Source organism: Streptomyces sp. NBC_00775 (assembly GCF_036347135.1).
GTDB classification, from domain to species: Bacteria; Actinomycetota; Actinomycetes; order Streptomycetales; family Streptomycetaceae; genus Streptomyces; species Streptomyces lutosisoli.
On the sequence record NZ_CP108938.1, the window covers coordinates 7,014,402 to 7,031,122 of the forward strand.

14 protein-coding genes are annotated in these 16,721 nt (G+C 71.6%); all 14 read right to left on the reverse strand.

Annotated elements, in window-relative coordinates:
- Positions 1–3: 3 nt before the first annotated feature.
- Positions 4–1,353 (reverse strand): FHA domain-containing protein, encoded by a 1,350-nt coding sequence (locus OIC96_RS31290; protein ID WP_330304645.1) that lies wholly within the window; start codon positions 1,351–1,353, stop codon positions 4–6.
- Between the two features lie 73 nt (positions 1,354–1,426).
- Positions 1,427–2,773, reverse strand: a complete 1,347-nt coding sequence (locus OIC96_RS31295; protein ID WP_330304644.1) for a vWA domain-containing protein — start codon at positions 2,771–2,773, stop codon at positions 1,427–1,429.
- A 117-nt stretch (positions 2,774–2,890) separates the two neighbouring features.
- The gene (locus OIC96_RS31300; protein WP_330304643.1) at positions 2,891–4,324 is read right to left on the reverse strand and encodes a PP2C family serine/threonine-protein phosphatase; all 1,434 of its coding nucleotides are present in this window, start codon (positions 4,322–4,324) and stop codon (positions 2,891–2,893) included.
- Complete coding sequence (locus OIC96_RS31305) at positions 4,325–6,880, reverse strand: serine/threonine-protein kinase (protein WP_330304642.1); 2,556 nt, start codon at positions 6,878–6,880, stop codon at positions 4,325–4,327. It lies immediately after the preceding gene.
- Positions 6,881–6,899: 19 nt separating this feature from the next.
- Positions 6,900–8,255, reverse strand: a complete 1,356-nt coding sequence (locus OIC96_RS31310; protein ID WP_330304641.1) for a hypothetical protein — start codon at positions 8,253–8,255, stop codon at positions 6,900–6,902.
- 78 nt (positions 8,256–8,333) lie between these two features.
- Complete coding sequence (locus tag OIC96_RS31315; protein WP_330304640.1) at positions 8,334–9,356, reverse strand: glutamate ABC transporter substrate-binding protein; 1,023 nt, start codon at positions 9,354–9,356, stop codon at positions 8,334–8,336.
- A gap of 14 nt (positions 9,357–9,370) precedes the next feature.
- Positions 9,371–10,771 carry a hypothetical protein gene (locus OIC96_RS31320; protein ID WP_330310103.1) on the reverse strand — a complete coding sequence of 467 codons (1,401 nt, stop codon included), beginning with the start codon at positions 10,769–10,771 and terminating at the stop codon, positions 9,371–9,373.
- Positions 10,772–11,073: 302 nt separating this feature from the next.
- A complete protein-coding gene (locus OIC96_RS31325; protein WP_330304639.1) occupies positions 11,074–11,541 on the reverse strand; it encodes a hypothetical protein in 468 nt (155 codons plus the stop codon).
- Entirely contained in the window at positions 11,538–12,047 is a 510-nt protein-coding gene (locus OIC96_RS31330; RefSeq protein ID WP_327428800.1) for an RNA polymerase sigma factor, read from the reverse strand. Before OIC96_RS31330 ends, OIC96_RS31325 begins: the two co-directional genes overlap by 4 nt.
- Positions 12,028–12,501, reverse strand: a complete 474-nt coding sequence (locus tag OIC96_RS31335) for a DUF3995 domain-containing protein (RefSeq protein WP_330304638.1) — start codon at positions 12,499–12,501, stop codon at positions 12,028–12,030. The genes OIC96_RS31330 and OIC96_RS31335 overlap by 20 nt, the downstream gene beginning before the upstream one ends.
- A 124-nt stretch (positions 12,502–12,625) precedes the next feature.
- Complete coding sequence (locus OIC96_RS31340) at positions 12,626–13,618, reverse strand: N-acetylglucosamine kinase (protein ID WP_330304637.1); 993 nt, start codon at positions 13,616–13,618, stop codon at positions 12,626–12,628.
- Entirely contained in the window at positions 13,609–14,874 is a 1,266-nt protein-coding gene (locus tag OIC96_RS31345) for a 6-phospho-beta-glucosidase (RefSeq protein ID WP_330310102.1), read from the reverse strand. Before OIC96_RS31345 ends, OIC96_RS31340 begins: the two co-directional genes overlap by 10 nt.
- 5 nt (positions 14,875–14,879) lie before the next feature.
- Positions 14,880–15,773, reverse strand: a complete 894-nt coding sequence (locus OIC96_RS31350) for a carbohydrate ABC transporter permease (RefSeq protein WP_330304636.1) — start codon at positions 15,771–15,773, stop codon at positions 14,880–14,882.
- Positions 15,774–15,776: 3 nt separating this feature from the next.
- Entirely contained in the window at positions 15,777–16,718 is a 942-nt protein-coding gene (locus tag OIC96_RS31355) for a carbohydrate ABC transporter permease (protein WP_330304635.1), read from the reverse strand.
- Positions 16,719–16,721 lie beyond the last annotated feature (3 nt).

Genomic DNA, 16,721 nt, shown 5'->3' on the forward strand with positions numbered 1-16,721 from the left:
CGCTCAGCCGCGCCGGATGGTGATCGTCGTCCAGGCGCCCACGTGCACCCGGTCGCCGTCCTGGAGCGGGATCGGTACGAAGGGCTGGATGGGCTCCTCGCCGCCGTTGACCGTGGTTCCGTTCGTGGAGTTCTGGTCGACGACCGCCCAGCTGCCGTCCGGCTGCTGGACCAGGACCGCGTGCTGGTGCGAGACGCCCGGGTCCTCCGGGGGCACCGCCAGATCGATGTCCGGGGACTCGCCGGTGGAGTGCCGGCGGCGGCCGATCGTGATCTGGTTGCCGGTGAGCTGGCGCTGCTGCTCCGGCGAGTACGCGGGCAGGTTCAGGCCCGCGGCCTCGGGGCCCGAGCGCTGCATCATCGCCATGAAGTACTCACGGTCGGGACCGATCGTCGCGGACCAGGCCAGCGGCCGCTGCTGTTGCTGGTAGGCGGGACCGGGGCCGGGCGGGGCCTGGGTCGGGCCGGGCTGCGGGTAGCCGTAGCCACCGCCCTGGGCCGCGCCGGGGCCGTTCGGGCCGCCGGGGCCGCCCGGACCGCCGGGCTGACCGGCCGACGGCGGGGAGATCACCCAGTCGTCGTCACCGCCGCCGAAGGCCGGGCCGCCGGGCGCGGGGGCCTGCGGCGGGAACGCCGGCGAGGCCGGCTGCTGCGTGAAGGCCTGCGGGGCGCCGGGGGCACCGGGCGTCGGCCCGGGCGGCGGCGGAACCGGACGCGACGGATCGCCGCCGAAGCCGGAGGGGTCACCGCCGTAGCCCGACGGATCGCCGCCGTAGCCCGAGGGATCGCCGCCGTAGCCCGAGGGGCCGCCGGCGCCGAACGGCGGGGCGGGCGGACCCTGCGGGATCGGTTCGGCGGGCCGGTTCATCTGCGAGGGCCGTGAGCTCTGGTACTCGAACGGGTCATGACCGGGACCCGCTCCGGGACCGGTGGGCTGCCCCGGCCCCTGCTGCTGGAACCGCAGCGCCGGATTCGGGCCACCGGGGCCACCGCCGGGACCGCCAGGGCCGCCGGGAGCCCCGGGTGCGGGCCCCTGCGGTCGCGGCGCGGCCGGGGTGTACGAGGTCGCCGTGTTGGTCAGGAAGTTCCACCGGCACTCCTCGCAGAACGGCGCGGCGCCCTCACGGGGCGTACGGCACTGCGGGCAGAGCTCCGGATCGAAGTCCGGCACGGCGGACAGGTGCGGGCGCCCACCGGGGCCGGGCGGCGGCGGGGGCGAGCCGGGCGCCGGATAGCCGTAACCGGCGGGCGGCGGCGGGGGAGGTGGCGGGGGCACGGCACCGGCCATGCGGTGACCGCAGACCTCGCACCAGTCGTCGGAACCCGACTGGTGTCCGTTCGGGCAGGTCGGCATGTCGGCGCTTCCCCCTCTCCTTTTCCGGCCGTTATGACCGGGTTTCTCCGACTCCCCACGGGAACCGGGCTCGCTACTTCTTTACACGAACAGTCTTTGTGGACCGCGTTTCGAGGGTCATCTCGTCAGCCTCTGCGACCCTCGCCTTCAATCTGACAGTACCTGCCGCGGCGTCGACCACGTCCACCACCTTCGCAAGCAGTTTCGCAGTATCGGCGTTGCCGGAGGCGCTGGCGAGCTGAACGGCGCGTCCCAGCTTGGCTGTTGCTCCATCGACATCACCCGATTTGCGGAGATCCAGGCCCTGTTGGATGACTTGCGCCAGTTCCGCCTGACCTGTGTAGTGCGCGACCTGCGGGTTGATCGAGGTCGAGGCCGCCATGTCATCGGTCCACACCGCCCGTACGAGGCCCTGCGCGCCGAGGTTCTGCACGCTCCCGTCCCCCTGCGGGATCACCAGCGAGACCCGGCCGGCCAGCATCTCGCGGCCGACCTCGGCCGAGGGGACCTCGACGCACACGTGGTAGTCACGGGACTCGTCGCCCCAGGAACCGGTGGGGTAGTCGCCGGCGCGCGGGCCCGCCTCGGTGCGACGGTCGGTCAACTCCTCGACCGTGGGGGCCACTTGCTTGACGAACTTGATCGCCGTGCCGACCGGCGTCCACAGCCGGAGGGAGACGTCCGCGACCTCCTTGCCCATGGCCGTCTCCATCATCTGCGTGAAGTCGGCGGACAGGGCGGCCGGATCGGCGACGATGTCGGCGGTGCCGAGCAGCGCCGAGGCGATCCCGGTGACCTCCTTGACCTCCCAGTCGGTGCCCACTCCACGCGCGTCACAGGTGAACCGTCCGGCACAGGAGTCGAGCGCCGCCTTCAGGTCCTCCGGCGACTCGTGTTCGTTGCGGCCGTCGGTGAGCAGGATGCCGTGCCGGATCGATACGTCCGCCGAGGACAGCAGCCGGTCGGCGAGGCGCAGCCAGGTGCCGATCGCCGTACCGCCGCCCGCGCTCAGCTTGCGCAGCGCCTGCTTGGCCTGGTCGCGGGTGGCCGCGTCGGCGACCGCGAGCCGTCCGTTGCCCGGGTAGACCTCCTTGGCGATGTGCGTGCCGCCGATGACCGCGAAGTGCACACCGTCGCGCAGGGCGTCGATCGCGGCGGCCGTCGCGTCACGCGCGCCCCGCATCTTGGTCGGCGGGTAGTCCATCGAACCCGAGCAGTCGACCATGATCGCCACGGCCGCGTCGGGGCCCTGGCCCGCCGTGTACAGATGCGGCGCTCCGACCGCGCTTCCGACGGTGCCGCCGCCGGTCGCGCTCACCGTGATGATCGCGTTGACCTCGCGGCCACCCTCGTGCAGGTACTCGTTCTGGTACACGTCGACCGAGAACTGCGGCACGTTCGACTTCGAGAAATTGGCCATGCCTTCTTCGTCCCCCTCAAGGCCTCCGGTACTGGCGGAGGTGATGACTGTATGCGGACCGGTCCCCTCCGGTCCGAGGCCGACGCCTTTTTCGCCGGTCTTGCGGTTTTCGCGGCCTCAGGCCGATCCTGCCCCCTGAGGCGGGGCGGGGAACGGGACGACGGCCACTGTTACGTTGTCGTGGCCCCCGCCGTCCAGGGCGTGACCGACCAGGACCTGGGCGCTGTGCAGCGGCCGCTCGGCGGCGTCGAGGGGTACGACCTCGGCCATCTCCTCGGCAGCCTCCGCGTAGTTCCACAGCCCGTCGGTGCACACCACCACTACACCCGGCCGGTCCGGCTTGAAGGAAGCGGTGTGCGGCTCCAGTTCGTACGCGTCCGCGCCGAGCCAGCCCGTGATGGCGTGGGCGCGCTCGTCGGCGTACGCCTCCGCCTCGTTCATCAGGCCCGCGGCGACCATCTGCGCGGCCCACGAGTCGTCCTCCGTGAGCCGGGCCGGCAGCGAACTCCGGTCGACGGGAACCCAGTAGGCGCGGCTGTCGCCGACCCAGCCGACGATCAGCAGGGTGGGCGTGACGACGGAGCCGACGATGGTGCAGGCGGGCGCGTTCACATGCGGTGCGTGCTCACCCTGCGCGGTGGACGCGTCGGCCAGCGCGTTGACGGCCTCCGCGGCCGCGACGATCGCGTCGTGCATGGCCTGCTGCGGATGCGTGCCCAGCGGCAGCGCCTCCAGCAGCGCCTCGCCCGCCGCGCGGGACGCGGCGAGCGAGGCCTCGTCCGGGCGGGTCGCCGAGGAGACGCCGTCGCAGACGATCGCGACGACCGCGGGCGAGCCGTCGGGCAGCGCGGTCGAGGAGATCGCGAACGCGTCCTCGTTGCGGTGGTGCCGCAGCCCCCGGTCGCTGACCGCGGCGACCGCACCCAACTCCTGCTCCATATGATCCCGTTCGCGCGGCTGTGCGTGCCCGCAGTTCTCGCAGTAGCCGTCGCTGTCGACCTGGCCCGAACGGCAGGCGACGCACAGCTTGGTGCCCGCGGGGGGCGTGCCGAGATCGGCGGTGCGAGGGTCGGCGGGGGTCTCCGCCGCGGGCCCGGCAGGGGACCCGGGCGCGGGTCCGACGGCGGGCCCGGCGGCGGGCTCGGCGGCGGGCTCGGCCGCCGGGGGAGCCAGCGGGTACTCGTCGGGCTGCGCGGGCCGGTCGAACCGTACGCCCGCGGGCTCCCTGTGCGGGTGCGCCGACTCGGGGTGCGGGTGCGGGAGTTCGGAACCGCCCGAGTCGGCGCCCCGGATGTCCATGGCGCGGTGCAGGGGCGCGGGCGTGTCGGAGCTGTCCACCTCCGGCGCGAGGGGCCAGTCGACGGACGCGACGGCCGAAGGGGGCCGCGGTGAGCTGCCGTTCATGGTGATCGTGGGGTTGTCCACCGGCGGTGCGGGCACCGCCGACAGGTCGTAGCCGCACGCACCGCAGAAACGGTCACCCGCCTCCAGTGGCTCTTCGCAACTGGGGCACCGTGAAAGGGCCGTCGGCTGGGGCATCTGGGACATCAATCACACCCACGTCCGGGGGCGGTAACGATTGGCACGTTCCACCAGGTCGATCCTCTCCTCGCCGCCCTGCGCGAGCCGGGCCAGCGTCCGGTACGAACGCTCCAGTCCGAAGCGGAGGCCGCGTTCGTCCAGCGCGCTGCCGAGCAGCACACGTCCGCCTCCGGAAGCCGGAGCGGAACCCTGGCTACCGGAGAGTACCCAGTCCAGCGCGCAGCCAAGGACTTCCGTCGACAACTGCTCGCGCCGGACCGCGTCGAGACCGTACCCGTCCAGCGCCTCGACCTGGCCCGCCGCCGCGGTCAGGTCGTCCAGGAACGCGGCGGCCGCCGCCTCCTCGGCCATCCGCTGACGCAGCCGCGCCCGGACGGCCGCGACCCGAGCCGCCGTGTAGTGGATCGAGGCTTCCGGTACGGATTCCAGGGTGCGTACGGCGCCACGGCGGTCGCCCGCCGCGAGCTGCACGCGGGCCAGGCCGAACGCCGAACTCACATAGCTGGGGTCGGTCGTCCACACCAGGCGGTAGTACTCGGCGGCGTTGTCCAGCTGCCCGAGCACCTCCGCGCACAGGCCGAGGGCCAGCTTGGGCGAGGGCTCGCCGGGGAACGCGTCGTAGACCGCGTCGAAGGACAGCGCCGCGATCTCGTGCTCCCCGGTGCCGAGGGCCACGACACCCCGGTACCAGACCACCCGCCAGTCGTCCGGGTGATCGCCCTCCAGCGACTCGATGGACCGGGCCGCGCTGTTCAGCTCACCCATCTCCAGACGGGCCCGCAGCTCGCGCAGCCGCAGCTCCAGCGAGCCGGTGGGCGCCGCGTGCAGCGCCGTGATCAGCTCCCCGGGCGCGGAGGTCATGAGCCCCGCGAGGAAGCCGGCGTTGGGGTCCCCCGGGTCCACCCGGGGGATGGGCAGCGCGAGCGCCGTGGCGGCGGCCTGAACGGGCTTGACCAGAGTGACCGGAGAGGCCGGAGCGGTCGCCGGGGGGAGAGCGGGCGTCCCGTTCGTCCCGGCCGTCAGCCGGGGCGCGCCCTTCTTCCCGCGTACGGGCACCACCCGCGCCCCCAGCCGCGACACGTCCCCGGCCGCCTTGCCGAACAACTCCGTGTCCGTGACCTTGAGTTCGGGCCCGAACAGGGTCGACAGGGCCGGACGCGCCCGCCCGGTCTGGAGCGAGACGACCTCGCGCAGGACGCCGGTCAGCTGCTCCGCCATCTCCTGCGCGGAGGAGAACCGGCGGGCCGGGTCCGGGTCGGTGGCGCGGACGAGGAGCCGGTAGAAGGACTCGTACGTCCGGAAGACCTCGATGTTGTCCGGGTCGGGCAGGGAGTCCACGAAGACGTTCGTGTAGCCCTGGAAGTCGAAGGTCAGCACGGCGAGGGTGCGGGCGACCGTGTAGAGGTCGGAGGCGACGGAGGGGCCGACCTCGGCCACCTCGGGCGCCTGGTAGCCCACCGTGCCGTAGATGGCCGACTCGTCGTCGTCCATCCTGCGCACCGCGCCCATGTCGATCAGCTTGAGCTGGTCCTCGGTCTGGATCGCGTTGTCGACCTTGAAGTCGCAGTACAGGAGGTTGCGGCTGTGCAGATGCCCGAGCGCCTCCAGGGCCTCGATGCCGTACGCGCAGGCCTGCTCCACCGGCAGCGGATCGCGCTTCCCGTCCACCGTGCGGCGGCCGTTGGCGATCTCCTTCAGCGACTTGCCGCCGACGTACTCCATGACGATGTACCCGTCCAGCGATCCCGTCCGCTGGTCGAGGTGCTCGACGAAGTTGTAGATCCGCACGATGTTCGCGTGCTCGATCTCCGCGAGGAAGCGCCGCTCGGAGATCGCCGCCGCCATCGCGTCCTGGTCACCCGTGTCGAGAAGGCCCTTGAGGACCACCCAGCGGTCGGAGACCGCGCGGTCGACGGCGAGATAGACCCAGCCGAGCCCGCCGTGCGCGAGACAGCCCACGACCTCGTACTGGCCGTGCACGATGTCGGCCGCGTGCAGCTTCGGCACGAACGAGTACGGGTGGCCGCACTTGGTGCAGAACCCCTCGGTGCGCCCGCCCTTCTCACCGCGCGAACGCCCCACCGGCGCCCCGCAGTCGGAGCGCGAGCAGAACCGCTTGCGCTCGGGCACCTCCGGGTTCTCCAGGACCATCGCGCGCGGGTCGGGCCGCGGCACGTCCGGGACCTCGACGAGGCCGACGCCCAGCCGGCCCCGGCTGGAGGATCCGGCCGTCGAACCGGAGCTGCGGACGGACACCGAGCGGCCCGTCGTCTTCCCCGACAGCGACAGCGAGCGCGACAGACGCCCGGAGACCGAGCGCCGCGACTGCGAGGACCGCGACGACGAACGCGAGCTGGCGCGCGAACCGCTCCGCGCACTACTGCTGTTGGAGCCGCGCGAGCTCCTGCCGCCCGCCGTGATCCCGGTCATGGGCGAGCCCACCGAGCCGTTCGCCGAGACGACCGGGGCCAGACCGCACGTGTCGCAGTACAGCTCGCCGCCGCCCACGTCCTCGTACGACCCCGAGCAACCGGGCCGCTGGCACTTCTGCCCCTGCTGACTCACGCTGCATCCCCTCTCACGCTCACGCGCTGGGCCCCCTCCGGTCCATCCGGTCGATCCCGTCGACCCGGTCACTGGGCCCGCTGCCCTGCTCGGGCACCCGCGGGCTCAACGCGTCGGCGGCCGCCCGCTGGTAGCGCAGCACCGCCTCCTCCGCGACCCGCAGATCGCAGGGCGCGCTCCACAGCATGCGGCGCGCCGCGTCGTAGCGCTCGATGAGGAACGGGTCCTCGGCGAAGCCGTGCCGGGCGACCTTCGCCTTGTACGCGTCGAGGCGGCCGCGCAGCTCCGCACGGACCGCCAGCGGTGCGGTGACCGCGGTCAACGACTCGCGGGCCCGCAGGAGTTCGTCCTCCGCCTTCTCCTCCAGTGACTCAAGGAGCGGCGAGAGACGGTGCCACTGGGCGTGTCTGCGGTACTCGGCGGCCGTCGCCAGCTGCTCCTGCAACGCGGTCGGCGGACCGCTCACGGCCGGCACCTCCGACGCGGCGATCTTCGCGAGCACCTCACCGCGGGCGCTGCGCGCCTCGGCGAGTGTGCGGTCCGCGCGGCTGAGGGTGTCCCGCAGCTTCACGAGCCGTGCCTCCGCGTCCTGCCGGACGGTGAGCACCGCGTCGATCTCCCGGCGCACCTCCTCCAGGGCGCGCGCCTCGCGGTCGTACGTCGTCGTGTCCGGGCGTCCGCCGCCAGGGGCCGAACTCCCTTGCGCGGACACCCAGAAGGCCAGCGGATCGGAGACGACACGCTCACGCAGGGTGGTCAGCGTCCGGGTGATCCGCTCCAGGTCGTCGCCCGAAGGGTGCTCGCCGGGGCGCACGCCCACGGAGTGCGCGAGCTGGCGGGTGCGCTGGAGCTCCGCGGCCAGTAAATCGATCCTGGCGGGCAGCGCGGACCACACGGCGTCGGAGGCGACGACCATGTCGAGCGACGACGCGTACAGCGCGTTCATCCGTTCCACCAGCGCGGCCAGCGAGAACCGCTCGCTGAGCTTGCTGCTGCCGGCGAGTGTCGGCGCGTTCGCCGTGGCGGTGGCGCTGCCCGCGACCGTGACGCTCTCGCCGCGCAGCAGCTCGGTCAGCTCGGACAGGTCCTCGCGGCTCGACCAGCGTCTGCGGGAGCGGATCTCACGGGCGGAGCGCAGCGCGTCCGTGTACGCGTCGAAGTACGCCCACAGCAAGGTGATCGACGCCTCCGCGGCCGTCCAGCGCTCCTTGGTGGTGCCGGTGAGCTCGGCGCCTTCCAGGAGCCTGCGGCCCGCGTGGTCCTGCAGGGCGAGGAGCGAGGTCTCGATGGCCTCGTGCTCCGCGCCGAGCCGCGCCAGCGCACGGTCCACCTCGTCCCGGTCCATCACCGGCCCGGGGGGTCCCGTGACGCCCATCGATCACCTCTCGTTCTCGTTCGTTCCCTGTGCGCGTTCTGTGTGCGCCCGGGCAACTCTCCAGTGGTATCAGGTTGGTTACTTGTACTGGGCGGCGGGCGGGTTCTTCGACGGGGAGTCCGCCCCGAGAGTCGGGGCGAGCCATTTGTCGTACGACGTCCGCCAGCCGCTCTTGAGGTAGTCCGCGAGGACCTGGTTGACCCGGCGTACCAGATCGTTGGAGCCCCGTTTCATCGCCACGCCGTAGTACTCGGTGGTGAAGGTGTGGCCCTTGAGCGCGACCGTGGGGTCCTGCGCGGCCTGGCTCGCGGCGAGCGCGCCGTCGGTCACCACCGCGTCGACCTCGCCGAGCTGGAGCCGCACCAGGCAGTCGAGCTGGTTGGGCACCGTGGTGGAGATGTCGGCGGAGGAGACGAGCTCGCCCGCCTTCTGGTCGGCGTCCAGCTTGTCGTGCGCGGTGGAGCCCGCCGCCGAGCAGATCTTCTTCTTCGCCAGCGACTTGTTGTACCCCGTGATGTCGGATGTCGTCGGGGCGAGGACCTGCTGGCCGGTCACGAAGTAGGGGGCGGAGAACGCGACCAGGTCCAGCCGTTCGCAGGTGATCGTCATGGTGCGGACCACCATGTCGACCTGGCCGCTCTGGATCGCCGGGATGCGCTGGTTGGTGGGGATGGCGTGGAACCGGACGCGGTCCGGATCGCCGAGGATCTGGTTCGCGATCTCGTGCACGAGATCGATGTCGAAGCCCTCCAGATCGCTGCCCTTCTTGGGGTCCTTCGGGTTCGGGTTGCGATAGCCCCAGCGGTAGCTGTTCTGGTCGACGCCCACCGACAGATAGCCGCGCTTCTTGATGGCCGTGATCGTGTCGCCGCTCTCGTCACTGGAGGGGGACAGGCTCTGGTCCTGTGGGTCGGTGCATTCGGCGGCCTTCGCCTGGGTGCCCCGGGCCACGCCCTGCCCGCCGATGCCCGTGCTGCCGTCCCCGTGCGCGCTGCTCAGCGGCAGCAGCAGCGCGAAGACCACGGCGAGGGCGCAGGCGACGGCCATCGCGCCCACGCCTCCCCAGCCCTTCAGGCTCGCCCTCAGGCGTCGTGCCGTCATTGCCGCTCCCCCTCTCACCGGTACTCCGAAAGCCTGCGTCCGATGCCGAGGAGCGCGCCCGCCGCCGCGAGCACCGCGAGGATCGCCGCGCCCACCGGGAGGCCGGTCATCGCGTCCAGACCGTCACCCGCCGCCTGCTTGAACTCGTTCTCCTCGTGCGTCAGCGCGATCGCCAGGTTCTTGTCGACGCCGTCGAAGCACTCGCCGGTCGGCGGGTTCTTGGGGTCACCGCCGATGACAAGCTCCAGCGCGTCCTGGTACTCGCCGTCCTCGTTGGCCTTGCTGGCGGCCTTGTGCCGCGACTTCCAGACCTTCATGTTGCCGGTCGCGGCCTTGACCGGCTGCGCGCCCGCCTGGTCGTCGGAGAGGTCCGCCGCCGCGGCCAGGTTCTTGGTGAGGCTCTTCATGTCCTCACCGAAGTCGTAGTCGTACTGGTCCACGGTGGTCTTGTCGGCCAGTGTCTTGGTCGCGGCGCCGCGGCTGACCAGCGTCAGGTTTTCGTTGCCCCGCGCCTTGAGGGAGGCGATCCGGGCGTCGTGCAGCACGTTCAGCGAGCGGACGCCGTGGTCGTACGACTCGTTGAGCCCGGCCCGCGCGACACTGTGCCCGACGACGAGCCACAGCAGGACGACGGCGGAGGCGGCGGAGGCGGCCAGCATGCCATGGTTCAACACCCGGTTTGTACGCTGGTAGTTGCGCCGCTGGGCCCAGACGAGGCCGCCGAGTGCGAGCACGCCGAGGCCGATGGCGGCCCACGGGTAGGGCTTCGCGTCGGCGTAGTCGGCGTTCAGCCGCTGGTTCTCCCGCTGGTAGAGATCCTGGGCCTTCGGGAGCATCTCCTGCTGCATCTTGTCGTCCGCGTACCGCAGATACGCGCCTCCGAGCGGGAAGCCCTGCCGGTTGTTGGCGCGGGCCCGCTCGACAAGGCCCTTGTACTCGGGCAGCAGTTTGTTCAGGTCGGAGATGGTCTTCGCCGAGGGGGAGCCCGGGTCCGAGCTGTTGGCGGCGGTGATCAGCTTCGCGGCCGCCGTCCTGATGTCCAGCTCGTACCGGTCGCGGGAGGCCTTCGTCTCCTGGCCGCCCGCGAGGAAGCCGCTGGACGCCGCGGTGTTCGCGTCCGCGAGGGAGCGGTATATGTCCGCCGCGCTCGCGCTCAGCGGCTGGCTGCGGTGCAGCACGTCGTCCGCGGCGGTCGAACGCTCCGTCATCTGCCAGGCGGTGACCGTGCCGAAGGCGACGACCAGGAGGGCGAGGACGGCGCCGATGATGCGCAGCCGGCCCGGTTCCGTCGTGGCGGCGGTGCGCAGGCGGTCGACGCCCTCCGCCCATGCCGTGCGGCGTTCGGGCGTGGCGTCGGGGGCCGGGGCGGCGCCCTGCGGCGCGGTCGGCCCCGACTGCGGTGGCACGGCCGGCATCGTGGGCGCGCCGGCCGGTCCCGGTGGCGCCGCACTGCCCTTCGGCGGGTATGTCACTTGACCTCCCCCATGGTCATCCGTAGCTCCACTCCGCCCCGTGCGCGGGCACACGGACAGCGGACAGAGGCGTACGGCCGCAAGTATCGCCGCCGGGACTGACATCCGAACAGGCCTTGACTGGATCTTGTTCGGATCGCAGCGCACTTGTCGAATTCCGGCGCAGCGCAAGGCTCCCGCACCACCCCCCCTTCCCATGAATACGCCGTTCGGATCTGTTCGGTTCCCGCCCGTCGCCGCCGCGTTCACAGCAGGCCGGTCAGCCGCCGCAGACTGCGCTCCCCCTCGCGCCGCACACCGACCGGCACCAGCGCGGCACGCCCCGGCACCCGCACCCCTCCGGTGAACGCCACCCGGGTTCCGTCGCCGTCCGGCGCCGCCGCGATCCCGATCAGCAGGAACCGGCTCTGCAGCCAGCACCAGCCGGGCCGCTGTTCGCCGCGCAGCCGTGCCCGCATCCCGTACTTGCTGCGGACCAGCGCCTCCACGCGCACACCGTCCCGCCGTACGACCCGCAGCCCCCGCATGTCGGGTGTGATCCGCCCGAACTCCCCTTCCAGGTCGCCCAGCAAGGCCCATACGCGGTCGTACGGTGCGGTCACGAAGCCCTCGGTGACGTGCGCGCCCCGAACGCCGGCGGCGAGCACGCGCAGCCGCCGCACCGGGTCGAGGCCGGCGACGGGCCACTCGCTGGTCGTGTCAGGTCCGGTCATGAGGTCCACGCCTTCCGGAAGGTGTCGCGTGCCCGGTGCAGCCGGGACTTGACGGTGCCGACGCGGAGGCCGAGCAGCTCGGCCGCGGCCCGCTCGTCCAGGCCCTCCACATCGCGCAGCACGAGCACGGCCCGGTGCTCGGGGGACAGGCGGTCCAGTACGTCCCTGATGTCGGCGGCGAGCTGGGGGTCGCCGCGCGAGGGCAGGGTGCTCAGATCCGCGGGCACCGCGCGGGCGGCGCGCCGGGCCAGGCGGACCGCCTCGCGCACCGCTATGGCACGGACCCAGCCGCGCAGCGCGGCCGGGTCCTTGAGCGAGCGCAGCGAACGGAACACCGCGACCAGCGCCTCCTGCGCGGCGTCCGGCCCCTGCTCCAGGGCGATGGGACCGCAGATACGGCCTACGTAGGGCGCCAGTTCGTCCAGCAGCTCGGCCATGGCGAGGGTGTCGCCGCGCTGCGCGGCGCGCACCCGGCGGACCGTTTCCTCATCGGACACGTACGGCATCTTCCCAACGGGCGGTGCTCTCCTGGACAGCGGTGCCCTTGTCGAGGGCGACCCTGAGCGCGGCCGTGCACAGCACCGCGCACAGCGGGGTGTAGAGCCCGAGGTTGAGCCAGTAGAAGACGGTTCCGGTGTCCTGTGCGAAGAGCCAGTAGACGCCGGCCAGTGTGCGCAGGGACAGCCCGGCCGCCACCGCGAGGGTGCCGAGGCGGAGCAGACGGTGGGGGCGCCGGGACTGGGCGACGACGATGCCGCTCGCCGTCAGCAGGAGCGCGGCGAGCGGCAGGAGGACGGGTGGGGTGAACGGGGCCTCGGTGCCCAGGACCGCGTACGACAGGCTCTTCTCGTCGGCGGCGGGCCAGGTGGAACCGGTCGCCCAGTAGAGGTGGAACAGGGCGTCCGCGGTGAGCACCGAGGCGAGGAGTACGGCGGCTCGTGTGGCCGTGCGGTCGGACATGAGGCCTCCTGCGGTAGGAATCGACACCCACCAGAGGAGGCGTCCGCGCCATTCGTTCCCACGGATGTGCGGGAATTTCCGTCGCGGACATCCCGGCCGCCCGCTCCTCGGACGTCCTGTCCGCTCAGACCTCGTTCGCCGCTCGGGCTCCCTCGTAAAACGCCCGCACGCGCGCGTGCACCTCGTCCAGGGCCCGTACGTGGTCCAGGCCCAGCAGGGCGGCGCCCAGGACGGGGCTGGTCGTGACGATTTGGGGGACCGCCTTGGGGGCGCGGTCGGCGAGGAGTTCGTGGATGCGGTCGTCGAGTTGGGGGTGGCGGGCGGCGAGGATGCTGCCGCCGAGGAGGACCGGGGTCTCCTCGTCCAGGAGGTCCAGGCGGGTCAGGGCGACCGCGGCCATGGCGACCACCTCGTCCGCGAGCCGGTCGACGATCGCGCGGGCCACCGGATCGCCGTCCACGGCCGTGGCGAAGAGGACGGGTGTCAGCTCGTGGCGCCGGGCATTGCCGATGTGTTCGAGGTGCAGCGCCTCGATCAGCGCGTACATGGAGGACAGCCCGAAGTGCGCGGGTAGCGTGCGCGCCAGCGCCGTGGGACCGCCCCGGCCGTCCTCCGCCCGTGCCGCGTGCCACAGGGCCTCCTCCGCCAGGCCCCAACCGCCGCCCCAGTCACCGGAGATACGGCCGATCGCCGGGAAGCGGGCGGTGCGGCCGTCGGGGCGCATGCCGACGCAGTTGATGCCGGCGCCGCACACCACGGCGACGCCGCGCGGCTCGGCGATCCCGGCGCGCAGGATCGCGAACGTGTCGTTGCGCACCTCCACACTCGCCCCCCACGCGCGCGCGTGCAGCGCGGCCGCCAACTGCTCCTCCTCGACCGGGAGGTCGGCGTTGGCGAGGCAGGCCGAGACATGGGCCACGGAGGAGACGCCCGCCTCGGCGAAGGCCCGCCGTACGGCGTCGGCGACCGCGTCCACGGCCGTCTCGACGCCCACGGCGGGCGGCCGGAAGCCTCCGCCGCGCGCCGTGCCGACCACCCGCCCGTCCGCCGCCACGACGGCGACGTCGGTCTTGCTGTTGCCCGCGTCGATGGCGAGGACACTTGCGGTCAGGCCCACGCGAGGTGCTCCCGGTTGTGCGCGATCAGCTGGTCGGTGAGGGCGTCGGCGTACTCGTACTGGCCGACCAAGGGGTGGGAGAGGAGGGCGCGGAAGACCCGGTCACGGCCACCGCGCAGAGCGGCCTCCAGGGCGAGGTCCTCGTACGCCGTCACGTTCGCCATCAGGCCCGCGTACAGCGGGTCCACGGCGGGGACGGGCAGTGGGCTCGGCCCGTTGGAGCCGATCGCCGCCTGCACCTCGATCACGGCGTCGTCCGGGAGGAAGGGCAGCGTGCCCTTGTTGTACGTGTTCACGACCTGGTACGGGCTGCCGCCCCCGCCCAGCAGTGACGCCGCGAGGTCCACCGCGGCCTCCGAGTAGTACGCGCCGCCGCGCTGGGCGAGCAGCTCCGGCTTCTCGTCGAGCGCCGGGTCGGCGTACAGGGCCAGCAACTGCCTCTCCATCTCGGCCACTTCCGCGGCCCTCGACGGCTTCGTACGCAGCTCTCGTACGACCTCGTCGTGGGCGTAGTAGTAGCGCAGGTAGTAGGACGGGACCACGCCGAGGCGGTCGACGATCGTGCGGGGCAGGCGGAGGTCGTCGGCGACGGCTTCGCCGTGCTCGGCGAGCAACTTGGGGAGGACGTTCTCGCCCTCGGGACCGCCCAGGCGCACACCGGTTTCCCAGGTGAGGTGGTTGAGGCCCACATGGTCCAGGTGGACATCCGCGGGTGAGACGCCCAGCAGTCCGGCGAACTTCCGCTGGAAGCCGATCGCCACGTTGCACAGGCCGACCGTCTTGTGGCCCGCCTGGAGCAGGGCGCGCGTCACGATCCCGACCGGGTTGGTGAAGTCGATGATCCAGGCGTTCGGATTCGTGCGGCGGACGCGCTCAGCGATGTCCAACACCACCGGCACCGTACGCAGCGCCTTGGCCAGGCCGCCCGCGCCCGTCGTCTCCTGTCCGACGCAGCCGCACTCCAGCGGCCAGGTCTCGTCCTGTTCGCGGGCCGCCTGGCCGCCGACGCGGAGCTGGAGCAGCACGGCGTCGGCGCCCTCCACACCCGCGTCCAGGTCGGAGGTCGTGACGATCCGGCCGGGGTGCCCCTGCCGCGCGAAGATCCGCCGTGCCAGGCCGCCCACCAGCTCCAGGCGTTCGGCGGCCGGGTCGACGAGGACCAGCTCCTCGATCGGCAGGGTGTCCCTCAACCGGGCGAAGCCGTCGATGAGTTCGGGGGTGTAGGTCGATCCTCCGCCGACCACGGTGAGTTTCACAGACGTCAACCCTTCACTCCGGTGAGCGTGACACCCTCGACGAACGCCTTCTGCGCGAAGAAGAACACGAGGATCACGGGGGCCATGACCAGCACGGTCGCGGCCATGGTGAGATTCCAGTCGGTGTGGTGCGCGCCCTTGAACGACTCCAGGCCGTAGGAGAGGGTCCAGGCGCCGGGGTTCTCGGAGGCGTAGATCTGCGGGCCGAAGTAGTCGTTCCAGGCGTAGAAGAACTGGAAGAGCGCGACGGCGGCGATGCCCGGCCTGGCCATCGGCAGGACGACCTTCAGCAGCGTCCTCAGGTCCCCGCAGCCGTCGACCTTCGCCGCGTCGAGATACTCGTTCGGGATGGTCATCAGGAACTGGCGGAGCAGGAAGATGGTGAACGCGTCGCCGAACGCCATCGGGATGATCAGCGGCCACAGCGTGCCGGACAGGTCCAGCTGCTTCGCCCAGAACAGGTACATGGGGATGATCACGACCTGGGGCGGCAGCATCATCATCGAGATGACCAGCATCAGCGACAGATTCCGGCCCCGGAAACGGAACTTGGCGAGCGCGTAGGCGACCGGGATCGACGACACGACCGACAGGACGGTGCCGGCACCGGCGTACAGCAGGGTGTTCTTCCACCAGGTCAGAAAGCCGGGGGTGTCGAAGACCTTCTTGTAGTTGCCCCACTCCCAGGTGTGCGGGATCAGATCGCGGCTGAGTGCCTGGCTGTCGCTCATCAGCGAGGTCAGGAACACGAACACGAAGGGGAGGACGAAGAAGAGGGCGGCCGCCACGCCCAGCGCGTGGACCGCGACCCACTCCAGGAGGGCCTTGCGGCGGGCGGTGCGCTCGGCGGGCGAGGTGGTGACCGCCAACTCCGCGGGCTTGTCCAGTACTTGAGTCATACGTCAGTCACCTGCCTGGATGAGACCGCCCCGGCGCCGCATCAGGAACGCGGTGAACACCATGGACAGGACGAAGAGGACGAGTGCCACCACGCAGGCCGAGCCGTAGTCGAAGCGCTGGAAGCCCAGGTTGTAGACGAGCTGGGGGAGGGTCAGGGTGGACTTGTCCGGGTAGCCGGGCTCGAACTGCGTACCGGCGCCCTGGATGACACCCGAGGCGACCTTTCCGGCGATCAGCGGCTGTGTGTAGGACTGCATGGCCGCGATCACGCCCGTGACCACCGCGAACATCACGATCGGCGAGATGTTCGGCAGCGTCACGAACCGGAACCGCTGCCACGCCGAGGCGCCGTCCAGCTCGGCCGCCTCGTACTGCTCCTTCGGTACGTCGAGCAGTGCGGCCATGAAGATGACCATCAGGTCGCCGATGCCCCACAGGGCCAGCAGGGTCAGGGCCGGCTTCGACCAGGCGGGGTCGTTGAACCAGCCGGGGGCCGGGATCCCGACCTTCTCCAGGATCGAATTCACCGGCCCTGTACCGGGGTTGAGGAGGAAGGCGAAGGCCATCGTGGCCGCGACCGGTGGGGCGAGGTAGGGGAGATAGAAGAGGGTGCGGAAGACGCCCGTACCCGTCTTGATCTTCGTGATCAGCAGTCCCACGCCGAGCCCGAAGGCGACCCTGAGGCTGACCATGACGACGACCAACCAGAGCGTGTTTCTCAACGCGGGCCAGAACAGCGGGTAGTTCTCGAAGACGTACGTCCAGTTCTTCGTCCCGCTCCACGTCGGCGGTTTGAAGCCGTCGTAGTGCATGAAGGAGAAATAGACGGTCGAGATCATCGGGTAGGCGAAGAAGACCCCGAAACCGATCAGCCAGGGCGACATGAAGGCGAGCGTTCGCAGCGCGGAACGACGGCGCTTCGAAGCGAGGGTCACTGTGCTCATCCT

What these genes read in the sequence shown, in the direction of transcription:
- OIC96_RS31315 (WP_330304640.1), bottom strand. Translation starts at nt 9,356, where the DNA reads ATGACGGCACGACGCCTGAGGGCGAGCCTGAAGGGCTGGGGAGGCGTG.
- OIC96_RS31310 (WP_330304641.1), bottom strand. Translation starts at nt 8,255, where the DNA reads ATGGGCGTCACGGGACCCCCCGGGCCGGTGATGGACCGGGACGAGGTG.
- OIC96_RS31325 (WP_330304639.1), bottom strand. Translation starts at nt 11,541, where the DNA reads ATGACCGGACCTGACACGACCAGCGAGTGGCCCGTCGCCGGCCTCGAC.
- OIC96_RS31330 (WP_327428800.1), bottom strand. Translation starts at nt 12,047, where the DNA reads ATGCCGTACGTGTCCGATGAGGAAACGGTCCGCCGGGTGCGCGCCGCG.
- OIC96_RS31350 (WP_330304636.1), bottom strand. Translation starts at nt 15,773, where the DNA reads ATGACTCAAGTACTGGACAAGCCCGCGGAGTTGGCGGTCACCACCTCG.
- OIC96_RS31320 (WP_330310103.1), bottom strand. Translation starts at nt 10,771, where the DNA reads ATGCCGGCCGTGCCACCGCAGTCGGGGCCGACCGCGCCGCAGGGCGCC.
- OIC96_RS31295 (WP_330304644.1), bottom strand. Translation starts at nt 2,773, where the DNA reads ATGGCCAATTTCTCGAAGTCGAACGTGCCGCAGTTCTCGGTCGACGTG.
- OIC96_RS31355 (WP_330304635.1), bottom strand. Translation starts at nt 16,718, where the DNA reads ATGAGCACAGTGACCCTCGCTTCGAAGCGCCGTCGTTCCGCGCTGCGA.
- OIC96_RS31335 (WP_330304638.1), bottom strand. Translation starts at nt 12,501, where the DNA reads ATGTCCGACCGCACGGCCACACGAGCCGCCGTACTCCTCGCCTCGGTG.
- OIC96_RS31290 (WP_330304645.1), bottom strand. Translation starts at nt 1,353, where the DNA reads ATGCCGACCTGCCCGAACGGACACCAGTCGGGTTCCGACGACTGGTGC.